Genomic DNA, 14,556 nt, shown 5'->3' with positions numbered 1-14,556 from the left:
AACAATCGCCGCACCCAAAATAAGAACTTTGGGAAAAACTATGAAATTAGCATCAATAGATATCACGTTGTTCGTGGTATACGTCGTCGCGCTTATCGGAATTGCGTGGTGGGTTTCGCGCGAAAAGCAGGGTCACCAAAAAGACACAAATGATTATTTTCTAGCGGGCTCAAGCTTGCCTTGGTGGGCGATTGGCGCTTCGTTAATTGCCGCCAATATTTCTGCCGAACAAATCATTGGTATGTCGGGCTCAGGCTACCAGCTAGGGCTTGCCATTGCGTCTTATGAGTGGATGGCAGCTATTACACTGCTTATTGTGGGCAAGTTCTTTTTACCTATCTTTTTAAAGCATAAAATTTACACCATGCCTCAATTCTTAGAGCAGCGATACGATCATCGCGTGCGTAAGGTAATGGCAATATTTTGGCTAGGCGTTTATGTTTTTGTAAACCTGACAGCTGTGCTGTGGCTAGGTGCATTGGCAATCAATACCATTGCTGGTGTCGATATGGTTTACGGCATGATGTTCTTAGGTCTTTTCTCGCTAGCCTACTCACTTTATGGCGGCCTAAAAGCGGTCGCGTTAACCGACATTATTCAAGTGGTGCTGTTAGTCATTGGCGGGCTGTTCCTGTCGTATACGGCATTAAATCTAATCAGCGACGGCAATGGAGCCATCCAAGGTTTTGTTGACCTAACTAACAAACTACCTGAGAAATTCGACATGATTTTGTCAGAAGACAACCCGCATTATATGGACTTGCCGGGCATTTCTGTATTGATCGGTGGTATGTGGATCATGAACCTGTCGTATTGGGGCTTTAACCAGTACATTATTCAGCGTACGTTGGCAGCAAAGAGTGTGCAAGAAGCTCAAAAAGGTATTGCGTTTGCGGCATTCCTTAAACTGCTAATGCCGTTAATAGTGGTATTGCCGGGAATTGCAGCAGTACTTATTGTGCCTAACTTAGCTAAGCCAGACCAAGCGTATCCAAGCCTAATGACGCTAATGCCAGTTGGCCTTAAAGGTATTATCTTCGCCGCACTTGTGGCGGCAATTGTGTCGTCACTTGCGTCGATGACCAACAGCGTTTCTACCATTTTTACAATGGACCTTTATAAAGATAAGCGTCCAAACGAGTCACAGCAACATTATGTAAAAGTAGGGCGAATAGTAAGCTTGGTCGCGCTAATCATTGCTATGGTGGTAGCTAAACCGTTATTAGGTAATTTCGACCAAGCATTCCAGTATATCCAAGAATTTACGGGCTTCTTTACACCGGGCATTTGCGCGTTATTCGTGCTAGGTATGTTCTGGAAGAAGACCACGGCGAACGGTGGTCTGCTTGCAGCGTTAGGTTCATTTGTTTTAAGCATTGTGTTTAGACAGTTCTGGCCTGAGCTGCCATTTATTGACCGCGTTGGGCTTGTATTCCTGCTTTGCGTTGCCTTGGCTGTAGTTGTTTCACTTCTAGAGAAAAAGGGCATTAGCGAGAACGCAGTCGACCTTAATGAAGTGCAGTTTAAAACCACAAGTGGATTCAACGTAGCATCAATCGCTGTAGTTATCCTTACTGCGGCGTTTTACATCACTTGGTGGTAGCAGACAAGGAAGGGCGTTTTTAAACTTAACGTCCTTGCTAAAATTAGCTAAAAACAACGCGAAAGTTCAGAAGACGCTGACAGTAAATTTTGTTAAGTTCTAGAACGTGTTGCAGTTAGTAACGTAAATGTGGGGCGAAAAATTTCAATTTTCCCTCATAAAATACGATATACTAGCGGGCTAATATTCGATGAACTTTCGCGCTTGCTGATGTCTTACTAAGAAGAGTTATACAGCAAGCCACTAAAAACGTTACAGGAGACATCAATGGCAACGAAAGGCGTTAATAAGGTTATTCTTGTTGGAAACCTTGGCAATGATCCTGAAGTTAGATACATGCCTAACGGAAACGCCGTTGCGAACTTAAGCCTAGCAACTAGCGAAAGCTGGAAAGACCAACAGGGTCAGGTTCAAGAGCGCACTGAGTGGCACCGCCTTACAATGTACCGTCGCTTAGCAGAAATTGCCGGAGAGTACCTGAAAAAGGGCTCGCAGATTTACGTTGAAGGTAAATTGCAAACGCGCAAGTGGCAAGATCAGCAAGGTCAGGATAGGTACACTACTGAAATTATCGTAGACCAAATGCAAATGCTTGGCGGTCGCGGCGGTGAAGGTGGCGGCGGTAACGGTGGTTACCAGCGTCCTCAAAATAATCAAGGTGGTTACAACCAAGCACCAGCGCAGGGCGGCTATAATCAAGCGCCACAGCAAGGCGGTGGTCAACAAGGTGGTTACAATCAAAACCAAGGTGGCGGCTACAATCAAGCGCCTCAAGGTGGAAATTCGTCTCAGCCTAAAAATCCTCCAATGGCTGAACCTGATTTTGATTTCGACGACGACATTCCGTTCTAACCTAAGACAAAACATTAAATGTTGAAAAATAATCTTAAAAGCCGCTTTTTAGCGGCTTTTTTTGAGCTAAATTCAGTCAATTATGAGACTGAAGCCAATTAATTTTGTATCCGACTAATGTAAGATCACATTCCAGTTATATCCACAGCGCCACATATAGACTGGTGATGGATAAATGTCATTAAATTTCACATCCAAGGGTAGTCTTATAACGTGTCGGTATTAGCAAGATTATTCGTTTTTGCATTTTTCAGTATCAACATCAGCGCTTCAACAGCTCAAAATAATGTTGAGTGCGACCTTGAAGGTTGTGATGAGAAGAAGCCTACCATTGTTTGGATGCGTCCACCTGAACTTGGTGTTGAAGGGCCTGGTATTACTATTACATCTGGCCCGGTGTATGATCTCATGGATCATCTTTCTAGTTATCTTGAAAGTTATAGTCACCAATTTGAAGCCTACCCAGTTAAGCGTGCCTGGTCGTTAATTCAACATGAAAAGTCGTCTCAAAAGGTCTATTGTTTTTACGGCGCGTCATACCAAGAAGAGAGAACGAAATGGGGGTATTATTCTGAACCTACCTCTATCAATTTGCCTTTACTTGTTGTGTCAAGAAAAGCGCTCCCACCTTTAATTGATGATGAAGAAAATGTCGGCTTGTCACAAAGTGTGAAAGGCTTGTTTGAGTCAGTTTCTTTGCAAGCATTACTCAATCGAAACTTTAAAACCGTACTCTACAGCGACGTAAGTAACGCCTATGCGCGTACTGTCGAGCAATGGGCAACGCAGTACAATGTGTTAAGAGTGCATAGTCTAGGTACAGACCTAGGCATGCATACCATCGAATTACTGAAAAGTGGGCGAATTGATTTTGGCTATGTCGGTCCGCGTGAAATAGCTGCATTATCAAGAGAAGAGCTCGACACCTTGCATGTGTATCAAGTTAGCGAACTGTCAGAAGAATTGAGAGGAACAAAGCGCTTGCTATGTTCAAAGACAGCGCTAGGGCAAGAGGTAACAACGAGTTTGGATCAGGCGCTAGCGCGTATTTTTGCGACTCCTGAAAAAAGTGAGATTTTGAGAGATACTAATTTCAGAGCGGATGGTTATTCTCATCGCCTTAAGCCTTTATTCGATGAACGATGGAATACTTTTCTGTCGAAAAAGTAAATCTTGGGTAGCACGTTTAACCTATTTCTCAGTCTTTTTATTATATGGATATGTTGAGCTTTTTAATAAGTCCATAATCTATTCCATACACCCTTTAACGTAACCTGTATAGCTTTCGACGTTGTTGCTGACCCTTATATTCACGTTTTATTACTGTTTATTATTTCGTTTAATCAGCAATAATAATGGAGGTTTACTTGTATGGAGTTCGTTAGGCAGTATTATAAAATTGCCTTTCAATAACAAGAAAATTAGCCTAATTATGAAAACGTTATCCCTGCTCTGTGGCGCTGCTGCACTCGCGTTTAGTACTGTTATGTTACTTAAACCGGTTTCTGCAGCTCAGAACCTTTATAAGCCTTTTCCAGCGGATGTTATGCCATCGCTAAGCGAGAAAGGCGCTCACGTTGTTGGCGCAAAAACCCTTGAAGCGACTTACCCAGAAAAAGTGAAAAATATTGCTGGGAATGATGTCGAACGTAAATTAACGCTAGAGGTTTGGTATCCAGCTTCTAGTACTGCCGAGACGGCAAAATATGTGAATGAAACGCGAAGTGGTCAAGTATTTGAAATTGAGGGTGATGCAAGCCGCGATGCGCCTATTGCTACTGCAGATTCTGATTACCCGGTGGTGGTTATATCTCACGGCTATACCGGCTATCGTACGCTTATGTATTATTTAGGTGAACACCTTGCGTCTCATGGCTATGTGGTTGCGGCTATCGACCATACAGACTCCACAAACAAAGACGTTAACTTTGCGGAAAATCCGTATTCAGGTTTTCCAAGCACGCTACTTAATCGCTCTCGAGACCAAGTTCTAACCTTGAACAGCATTAGCGAACACGAATTCTTTAAGAACAGTGTTGATGCAAGTAAGGCAGGCGTTATTGGCTATTCCATGGGAGGCTATGGTGCGGTAAGTACAGTAGGCGGCTGTTATGCGTTTAACGACCAAACAGCAGCGACCTTTACCGGTACACAAGACCCTAAAGCGGCAGCGCTTATCAAAGAAGCGCTAAATACGTGCGCGGGTGGCGAAGAAAGTAGTAAGGATGTGCTACCAGCTTGGAAAGCAGCGCTAGCGCTTGCCCCATGGGGCGGGCAACATCAGCTCTTTGACGTTGAATCACTTAACAATATCAAGGTACCAGTTCTTTATGTGGCGGGTGATAACGACGATATTTCTGGTTACGAGGGTATCAAGTGGTTATTCGAAAATACCGGCAGTGAAGGCTCTAGGCTACTTACGGTTAAAAATGCGCGTCATAACGTAGCGCCACACCCAGCACCTAAAGAAGCCTATGGTAGCGAGTTTGATTTGGGTAGCTACATTGAGCCTGCGTGGGAGGTACAAAAGCTGAACGCTATCAATGAGCACTTCGCGTTGGCGCTTATGAACTGCCATGTGAAAGGTTTAAAAGATGATTGTGAATACCTGAACGTGAGTGGCAGTAGCGCCCAAGTTCCTGTAGACGGTAAAAAGCCAGAGCCTTGGAAGGGATTCGACGACCGATGGGCATTGGGTCTAGAGATGGACAGTAAGTAAGCTAAATTAAAAAAGCGAGCGGTGGTGTAATACCGCACAGCTCGCTTACTCTTATTTTCCCTAGGCAGCGCTTAGAACGCCATAGCGTTTAGAAAACCATAGCGCTTAGAAAGCTACACCGCTTTAACAGTATAAATCAGCGCTGTTTGTGGGAACAGTACCGGCAGCTGCATACCGTATTTCATTAAGACTTCGCCAGAGAACACTTGCCCTTCAGTTTGCTGCAAAATTGAAGGAGTGTATTCTTTCAGCTTTTCAGGCCATACACGCTCAATGGTGTATTGCTTGTTAGCATCAAGCCCTGCAAAGTAGAAACGATTCGGCGTAGTGCGTACGGTTTCTGTAACACTGTTATATGCAAAAATACCTTCCTGCTTGTCTTTCGACACATAACCAAATTTCACATTCATGCCGTCATCGTCCATGCGGAATAGGTCGCCGCCGTGGGTAATATGACGATATTTCTTATAAAGCGAAATGGCGTCTGTTAGCACGCTTTGCTCGTGGTCTGTCAGTTCACGTGGGTCCATTTCTATCCCCATATGACCAAACAAGGCGACCGCAGAACGAATTTCAATAGGTAGGTTACGGCCAGTAATATGGCAGTCACGCGGACCTACGTGGGCGCCCATGACTTCAGATGGGAAGAAGTAAGAGCAGCCGCGCTGAATATATAAGCGGTCTAATGCATCGTTAGAGTCTGACGTCCAGAATCGATCTGTGTGTGGCAATATGCCTAAATCTACTCGTCCGCCGCCTGAACAACAGCTTTCTATTTCAATGCCTGGCTTAGCTGCTTTTACGCGGTCAATTAAGCCGTAAAGCGCTGCCATTTGGCCGTGCATTGCTGGTTTGCCTTGAAGGTTACCCGGATGGTTTACGTCGCGGTTCATGTCCCATTTGATGTAGCTTATTTTTGGATAGGCTTTAAGTACATCAGTAATAACTTTATAAAGGTACTCAACCACTTCAGGGTTGGTCAAATCTAGAACGTATTGGTTTCTAAATGGCACATGAGGGTTGTTTTCAGTTTGAAGTGCCCATTCGGGATGCGCGCGATACAAGTCGCTATCTGGGTTAACCATTTCTGGCTCAAACCAAATACCGAATTCCATGCCAAGGCCAGTAACATGATCAATTAGCCCGTCTAGTCCTTCTGGGTAGATGGCTTCATCTACAAACCAGTCACCAAGCCCAGCTTTGTCGTTCCTGCGGCCTTTAAACCAACCATCATCTAATACAAAGCGCTCAATACCTAGCGGAGCTACCTTGTCAGCCAAGGCTTTAAGTTCGTCTTCGTTATGATCGAAGTAAATTCCTTCCCAGGTGTTGTAGTGCACTGGGCGAGGCTTTGATTCAGCGCTGTGGTTTAGCACATTGCTGCGAATGAAGTTATGGAACTGTTGCGACAGGGAAGAAAAACCTTCACAGCCATAGCCGGTGTAAAGCACTGGTGATGTATAGCTGTCCCCAGCATTAAGTACAACTTCACCTGGAAATAATAACTCACCAAACTGTACGTAGCTTCTGCCGTCGGCCATTAGCTCGGCGCGAAGTTTATGGTTCGCTGAAGCGCCAAGGTGGTAACCAAAGCACTCACCGTTAAGCTCGCCTGTTCCTTCAGGGAAAGCGATTAAACCGGGAAAAGTATCGTGAGAGGTTTTGCCACGTCGGTTTTCGCGCACGTAGCTGCCAAAGAATAGGTCGTGATCTTTGGTTTGGAATTCAGCAGACCAACGACCTTCGAATGTTTTAATTTTACTAACCGTTGTAGGAAGAGGAAGGCTAGCAGCATTCAAGTAATTGAGGTTCAGTGCACTGCTGCCGGTGTTTTCTACACGAGAAACATATTTAACCACACTGGTCGCGGTATCAAGCTCTACACTTGTGATAAGGCGCATACCGCGATGTGCATCTTCAGAAATGAAGGCAACCGATTGAGCGTCTTGATTTATCTCTACTAAGTTAAAGCCTGCTGACCACTGGTCCGCATCACCGGAAACTTCAAGGCCTGGCTGTCCTGTCCAACCTTCACCATGGGTAGGCACTAAAGTAATTGGTGGCTCTATTACTGGTGCGCATTTAGCTTCTTGGCGTGTGTTTAAAACGCTAAGCATTTCAGGCGTTGTGCTATCACTTAATGGCGCACCATAGTAAATGACTTTTGGCATGCGACCCTGACAGTCGAATATTAAGGTGACTTTTTCGTTCGACAGGCGTACGAATTGAGAAAGTGACGACATAAAAACCTCAGCGTTAATAAAACGTAAATTAGGTGGTAATAGAAATTTTTTACTACGTAAGACGTGTCTTCTTACGCGATAATTTCGCATATTAAATCACGTTCACTATACCTATTCTACAGTTTTAGGGTAAACGTTTTACTTTCAATGGTAGTCTGCATTGCGAAGGAAATGAAGTCTGACCAATAGTTGTAAAATATAGACGATATTAATTGTTAAAAATAAAAAAGGATGTCAAAAGACATCCTTTTTCGACATGTAACTAATTTGTTAGGCTTCTTTCTTATAAAGCTCTAACGAAAACTCTGCCTTTTGGTTAAACACTACGCGGTTCACAATAAGCGCAAATGCCACACAGCCAATAAGAGTAGCGAACATTAGGTGTATGTAATGAAGCCCAAATGGTGCATACAGAGGTGAAGCTTCAAAGCTCATTAGTGCGTAAATAGAAACGCCAAACAATACCGCACCTATGGCTGCGAATGCATGCACGTTTCTAAACAGTAAGCCAACAATGAATACCGAAAGAATAGGCATGCTTAATAGACCGTACAGCTTTTGAACTAGGTTAATAATACTATCAGCTTGTTGGTATACAGGGATAAGCGCAAGCGATACTAAACACAATAAAATAGTAACGTAGCCGCTTAACTTAGGTACGTTAGGTGTTTTGTTGATATAGCTTTCATGAATGTCGCAAACGTAAAGTGCAGTAGCAGAGTTCAGGTTACTGTTAAACGTGGTTAACACCGCAGCTGCCATAGCCGCTGCGAATACGCCAGAAAGCCAATCAGGCAATACCGTTGCAACAATTTTTCCGTAAGCACTATCACCAATATCACCAAATAGTTTGTATGAAACAATGCCTGGAATAACAATAATGGCAGGTACAATCAGCAAGCGAATACCGGCCGCAGCGAATACGCCTTTCTGCGCTTCTTTCAACGAAGGTGCCGCCATTGCGCGCTGTGTAATTACTTGGTTGGTTCCCCAGTAAAACATTTGGATAAAGATCATCCCGGTAAGCAAGGTATGCCAAGGAATTGGAGACTCATCATCGCCAATTAGGGTAAGTCGCTCTTGCGGAATGCCGTCAAAGTTATAGTCGATGGCTTGGAGCGCCAGAATAACCACCAGTACGGCCATGGTTAAAAGAAGCACGCCAGAGTAGGTGTCAGACACCGCTACTGCGCGAAGGCCGCCGAAGATAGCATATAGGGCACCAACGATAACGAAGATAACCGCAATGTACATAAGCGGCAACTCAACGTTAAACATAGACTGCATGAACAATGAGCCCGAATAGATTACTGCCGGGCAAAATATCAAGGCACTGCCTGCGAAGAAGAGTGCGCTAATAACCGCGCGAATGTGCTTATCGTGATAGCGCTGCTCTAGAAGTTCTGTTGTGGTTGTACACTTGAACTTGTAATACACAGGCAGAAATACTTTTGCCAGTACGAAAAGGCCTACAACGGCTGCTAATTCCCATAGGGCTAACAAGGCCATTTGGTTACCGTTCATACCTACAAGCTGATCGGTACTTAAGTTGGTAAGGGTAATACTACCTGCAACGAAGTACCAAGCTAGACCGCCACCTGCAAGAAAGTATTCGCGGTTTTGGTTTTGGGCACTTCTATTTTGTCCGCGGCAACTTAAATAGGTAAGAAAACCAATTAAAGCAGTCACAAAGACAAAAACAGACACCTGAATAGTGCTGGAAAACATGTTTTACTCCTAGAGGATAGTTATGACTTGCTGGTTTCGAACTTAATGTTGTTTACAGCGCGATCAGGGAATTTAGTGTTATGAAGACGGATAACGCGGTTCACTTGCAAAATAGAGCCAAGAATATTGAAAAGCACGTTGAGCAGGCCCTTTTGATTCAAACTAGCCAGTTCTTCACCGGTAAGGTTTTGCAAACGTTGTTCATTCACAGTAGCTAATCCGCCCACGCGCTGATGGGTGTTGTCCTTATATTCTATTATCAAGTCAACAGTATGAATGAGCCCCATCTCGCTAATTTGATTCATCATTACGGCGGTTTGCTGCATGGCGGTAACACGCTCATCCAGCAATTTCTTTTTATTATCTAAGTACGCAGTAGGGCGCTTTGAAGACAAAAAGAGCGCTTCACCGTTTTCAGAAGAAACGGCCGGCGAGTCGACATCAACTAAAACTTCTTGCTGTTGAGCGTCATTTCCTAGTCGAACGATAAAAGGTAAGGTGCGAAGACTAAGCGGTGCATAATGACCAAGCCATGTACCCTGCGTTTCAAATACGTTTTCTTGGGGGGCTAGCCCGCACAGGGCGGAAATTGTCCAATACTGCGCTTCAGTAGATTTACTGAAAAACAGAGGAAAGTCGCTAGATGCTTGAACGGCTTCCTTTATCTCAATGTTGAGAAGGTGAAATTTCGAATAAGTACTAGCAAGCTTGCTCTCATCAATAGTAAGAGCGCTGTGGGTATCAGCCGATAAGGTTTCAAATGTTGGCATATTATAGTTCTCGTTAGCTTGCCAACCACTGCTCAATGTAGTCGCGGTGATTAGGTAAGCTGCTTAGTTTTTGCTGCGTGATTAGCTGATTTTGTTGAATCACTTTATCAGCTAGGTCACGTTCGTTGTAGAAATGAGACTGCAAAGAAAAATCTGGAGAAAATCCCATTCCATATAGTACGTACTGATAGCTGGCGGCAGGAAAAAGCTCTATTGCCGCTGAAAAATCAGCAATTTGAGGGCCGCGATACTTCCAAATTTCTAAATCTTCTTTTAAAGAATCGGGGATAGAAGCCGCGTCGCGATTGGCAACCCAGTAAGGTTCACTGCGTTGATTGAAAATATAATGGAGTTTCAAGAAGTCGATAATGCGCTGCCAGCGATAGTTCATTTGCTTGTTAAAGCGCTGGCTGACTATAGGCATAGCAGAAACGGGCAGCGGCATTTGCTCTGCAATATAACGTGCTGAAATCTCAATAAGCATGAGGGCTGTTGCCTCTAACGGCTCTACAAACCCCGCGGATAGGCCTACGCCAATGCAGTTTCCCTTCCAAATACGCTTCTTGTAACCAGAGTTAAAGCGAATGGTGCGCGCTTTCAAATCACCGTGTTTGTCACCAACGTACTCACGCAATACTTCTTCCGCCCGTTCATCGGTAGTAAATTCGGTGGAGTAAACATGGCCTACTCCTCGTCTTGAAGACAAACCAATATCCCAAATCCAGCCTGCTTCTTGTGCTGTTGCTTGGGTATAGGGCTTTATTTCGAAGTCTTCCTCGTGGGGTACATGAAGGGCAAGGGCAGAGTTATTAAATAGCACATCGTCTGTGGAAATAACGCTTTCGCCAAGGGTTTCGCCAAGCAATAGTGAGCGAAAGCCAGAACAGTCGACAAACAAATCGGCGTTTAAAACCATGCCGTTGTTAAGCGTAAGGCTTTCGATATGTTCGTTTGAGGTTGCGGCTACGCTTTCTACCGTGGCGACTATGTGTTTAACGCCTAGCTCCGTTTTGCTGAAGTCCCGTAACATGTCAGCGAATGCGCCAGCATCTAAATGGTACGCATAGTTCGATTGCGCGCTGCTGTATTCTTGTTCGCTGAGGGTGCGAGGCGCCATATTGCGCTCACACACGTGCTGCTGAAAGTTAGTGGCATTGGCAAAATTTGCAATATCGCCTACATAGGGGGCCATTTCTACGCGACCATAACCTAGCGGAACGGTAAACGGGTGGTAATAAAAGTCGCCGTCGCCATTTACCCAATTTACAAACTTACCGCCTTGCTTGAATGCAGCGCTGCAGCGTCTAAATACTTCTTTTTCAGACAGGCCAATGTCTTTCAGCGTGTTGCGCATGGTTGGCCAGGTTCCTTCACCTACGCCGACAGTAGGAATGTCACTGGATTCGACTAAAGTTATGTCTAGGCCACATTCACCCATTGCTACCTTGTGTTTAGCCGCGACGATAGCGGCTGTAAGCCAGCCAGCGGTGCCGCCACCTACGATGACAATACGTTGTTTTAGAGATGTATTAGATGAATGGTTCATGAAACAACACTGCTTAAATGGAATTATGACTGTTTTCTACATTTATCCATAAACGTACTCGTTTTGCCAATAGGCTTATGGATAAATGGCAGGGTTTTACCCCTGCCAAAACACACACACAAATCTTAGAATGAGCCTCGGATACCTACAGAGTAGCGAGCACCATTGTCTTCAATTGAGTAAATTTGGTCTGGGAAGCGACCTACTTGCGTAAGCTCTTCTTCAGTCACGTTAATACCTTCAACAAATACCGTAAGGTGTTCGTTGATGTCGTAACTTGCACTTACATCCCACTGACCATAGGTTTCAGTCGTAATTGGCTCGCCAGTCGCGCCGCCAACTTCAGTGTTATCTAGTGCAAATAGGAACGACTCACGGTTGTTGAACGCTACACGTGCCTGGAACGCATCGCGCTCGTAGAACACGATAAGGTTTTGTGAATCACCAAGACCTGCTAGCGCAAACGTCTGTGTTGTATCGCCAGATACTTCCGCATCACTGTTAACGACAGTAGCGTTAGCGGTTACACCAAAGCCGTTATCCCAAACATGAGTAATAGCCACTTCGTAACCATTCACCGTAGCTGTTTCGCCGTTTTGTGGGCGAGTAACGGTATAATCTTCGGTAGCTCCATTGAGTTCATCAGTTGTTGCTACTACGTCACGCTCAGGGTTTTGAGGATCGAGTGACAATCCTGGTTCACACAACGGGTCGCTTGTACAACGGAAGTCGGGACCTGAGCGATTAAACAATGTGTAAGTTTCAGTTCCACCAAGCGTAACAATAAAGTCTTCCACTTCTTTATTAAATACTGCAAACGAGAATACTGAATCATCGCTGTAATACCATTCAAACGATAGATCCCAGTTTTCAGCGCTAAATGGCTTAAGATCAGGGTTACCACCGCTTGCCTGAAGGTTTTGTCGACGAGGCTCACCATACGTTGTCGCCGGAGACATCTGAGACATCGTAGGGCGTGTCAAAGAATCGTAGCGTGAGAAGCGCACAATCATGTCTTCTTGTACTTCTAACTTAACATTCAAGCTAGGTAAAAGGTTGGAATATGAAGATGTACCGGTAATATCTTCTGCAGGCCCAAAAACGTTTCTAAATAGCGTGAGATCTGAGGTAGGTACAATATCAGCAATAAACGCTTGTACCGCGGAAACCGCTACGCTTGTCTCTTCATAACGGGCACCAAAGTTCATGGTTAACGGCATATCACCGATGTCATAACCAAATTCGAAGTTAGCGTAAAGCGCGGTAACGTCTTCTTCAATGTTGTAGTAGTTATTTTGCAACGTTGGTGTTACTGGTGCGCCTTGAGAAGCAAGGTAATCTAGGTAAGCATCGCCGTCGTAAGTATACCAAGTGTCAATTAAACCGCTGAAGAAGTTGTTCGCAGTAAACGGACGAATGTTCAACTCATCGATTGGTGCTGCTGTGCCATAACCACAGAATGCACATTGTGATGCAAACTCTTGGAAGACGAACTTCTCACGCTCTGAACGCAAAATACCGAAGTCAACTTTGCGGAAAACGTCAGAATCAGCTAAATAAGTGAAATCAGCTTTATACTCTGTTACTTCGTCTTCAGACGCAACAACGTTACCTAAGTCATTATAGTGAAGGCGGTTTAGCGAAATATCAGGTAATTGACCATTGCCAAAGCCATCGTGAATTACAGTAGGTGTACCACCTGTGCTGTCAAACTCGTAGTTGTTAATAATACCTACAACGTTAAAGCGACCTTCGCCAGCAACGTCGTTTTCCGCTTCAGATGTTGATACATCAAACGTTGCTGAAAGGGCGTCAGTTACTTGCCAATCAACATTTAAACCGAACCCTTTGTTGGTAACATCACGTACACCACGGGTAGACGATACGAAGTCAGATGCTGGATTACCGCTACCTTGGTGTAAGTCAATTTCCTGCGTAAATTGTACAGCCGTACCAAACTCAGAAATAGTGGCAGAACCTACGCGGTCTGGCTCAAACCAAGACGCTAGGTCGGTTACTTGTGAATCCACTTCAAATTTCGATACGAAACCGTCTAAGGTAATGGTTACATCGTCAGATGGTGCGAACTGTGCTACAAGCGACGCATTGGTACGAGTTCTATCTTGCTGGTCAACAACCTGATCCCAGTTTCGAGGAAGGTAAACGTTTGAAGCGATGACACCGTCGTTCCTGTTTGACAACGTTAGGCCTGGACGCCAGCCCGCTGTTTGGATACGGTTAATTTGAACTTGACGCTCTTGGTGAGAGACCGCAAGAAGTAAACCGAATTTGTCGTCGGCGAATGTGTTACTCACCAAGAATGAAGCCTGAGGAGAGGTTTCTTCTGATAGTGTTTCATAAACACCTTTAACACTACCTACTGCTTGAAAACCATCATAGTCAAACGGACGTGCAGTTGAAACATTGATTGTTGAACCGATGCCTCCTGACTGAAGGTTCGCAACGCCACTTTTATAGATGTTAGCACCAGTAATTTGGTCAGCAGCAAGTACGTCGAAATTAAATGCACGGCCAGCGTCGTCAGTAGCGAGTTGGCGACCGTTTACAAGTACCGTGTTAAACTGTGGGCCGAAACCACGTACCGTAACTTTTTGGCCTTCACCACCGTTACGGTCGATAGAAACACCAGTGATACGCTGAAGTGATTCAGCAACGTTTAGATCTGGGAATTTACCTAAATCTTCCGCTGCAATACCGTCTGAAACAGCTAAGTTTTCTTTCTTATCAGACATTGCTCTTTTCAAGCTGCTTACAATGCCGCGAACTTCAATAACTTCAACAGGTGCATCGTTTACATTCTGCGCGTCAGCGTCTTGCGAAAATGCTACCGGTGCGTGTAGGGCAGAGGCGATAGCAACACCTAAAAGTGAGCGTTTCGCAATTGGGCCTAACTGTGATGTGTTAATTTTATGTGTCACTGTGTTTTCTCCGTGAGTAGGCTACGTTTTAACGTACTTTGCACTTAAATTACGTTTTTAGTATGTGCGGATCAAGCTTATTAACATTACTTTTACACATTTAACGTTATATTTTCTCGATTATTATTTGTAACTTTATGAAAAATATAACGTTTC

The 14,556-nt window shown here is 44.5% G+C and carries 9 protein-coding genes; 4 read left to right on the top strand and 5 right to left on the bottom strand.

What is annotated here, in order from left to right; all coding sequences use genetic code 11:
• The first annotated feature begins 40 nt into the window (after window positions 1-40).
• The 4 genes from ACXAER_RS08925 (at window position 41) to ACXAER_RS08910 (ending at window position 5,174) form a co-directional block, all read left to right on the top strand.
• Window positions 41-1,603 (top strand): sodium/sugar symporter, encoded by a 1,563-nt coding sequence (locus ACXAER_RS08925; RefSeq protein WP_474828476.1) that lies wholly within the window; start codon window positions 41-43, stop codon window positions 1,601-1,603.
• Between the two features lie 267 nt (window positions 1,604-1,870).
• Window positions 1,871-2,455: a single-stranded DNA-binding protein gene (locus tag ACXAER_RS08920; RefSeq protein WP_474828474.1), complete on the top strand. Its 585-nt coding sequence runs from the start codon at window positions 1,871-1,873 to the stop codon at window positions 2,453-2,455.
• Window positions 2,456-2,668: 213 nt separating this feature from the next.
• Window positions 2,669-3,625 (top strand): hypothetical protein, encoded by a 957-nt coding sequence (locus ACXAER_RS08915; RefSeq protein WP_474828472.1) that lies wholly within the window; start codon window positions 2,669-2,671, stop codon window positions 3,623-3,625.
• 262 nt (window positions 3,626-3,887) lie between these two features.
• Window positions 3,888-5,174 carry an alpha/beta hydrolase family protein gene (locus ACXAER_RS08910; protein ID WP_474828470.1) on the top strand — a complete coding sequence of 429 codons (1,287 nt, stop codon included), beginning with the start codon at window positions 3,888-3,890 and terminating at the stop codon, window positions 5,172-5,174.
• 113 nt (window positions 5,175-5,287) lie between these two features.
• Here ACXAER_RS08910 and ACXAER_RS08905 read toward each other — a convergent pair whose 3' ends face one another.
• From ACXAER_RS08905 to ACXAER_RS08885, 5 genes are all read right to left on the bottom strand, one after another.
• Window positions 5,288-7,417, bottom strand: coding sequence for an alpha-galactosidase (locus tag ACXAER_RS08905; protein WP_474828468.1), 2,130 nt, complete (start codon window positions 7,415-7,417; stop codon window positions 5,288-5,290).
• A 270-nt stretch (window positions 7,418-7,687) separates the two neighbouring features.
• Window positions 7,688-9,145 (bottom strand): SLC5 family protein, encoded by a 1,458-nt coding sequence (locus tag ACXAER_RS08900; protein ID WP_474828466.1) that lies wholly within the window; start codon window positions 9,143-9,145, stop codon window positions 7,688-7,690.
• A gap of 20 nt (window positions 9,146-9,165) precedes the next feature.
• Window positions 9,166-9,915: a SapC family protein gene (locus ACXAER_RS08895; RefSeq protein ID WP_474828464.1), complete on the bottom strand. Its 750-nt coding sequence runs from the start codon at window positions 9,913-9,915 to the stop codon at window positions 9,166-9,168.
• A gap of 13 nt (window positions 9,916-9,928) precedes the next feature.
• Complete coding sequence (locus ACXAER_RS08890) at window positions 9,929-11,461, bottom strand: tryptophan halogenase family protein (protein WP_474828462.1); 1,533 nt, start codon at window positions 11,459-11,461, stop codon at window positions 9,929-9,931.
• 125 nt (window positions 11,462-11,586) lie between these two features.
• Window positions 11,587-14,400, bottom strand: coding sequence for a TonB-dependent receptor (locus tag ACXAER_RS08885; RefSeq protein ID WP_474828460.1), 2,814 nt, complete (start codon window positions 14,398-14,400; stop codon window positions 11,587-11,589).
• Window positions 14,401-14,556: the final 156 nt, after the last annotated feature.

The sequence above is a fragment of the Alteromonas sp. AWJ4_199 genome, from assembly GCF_056159165.1.
The sequence above is the reverse complement of the archived record's forward strand: the minus strand, read 5'-3'. Positions and strand labels throughout refer to the sequence as shown.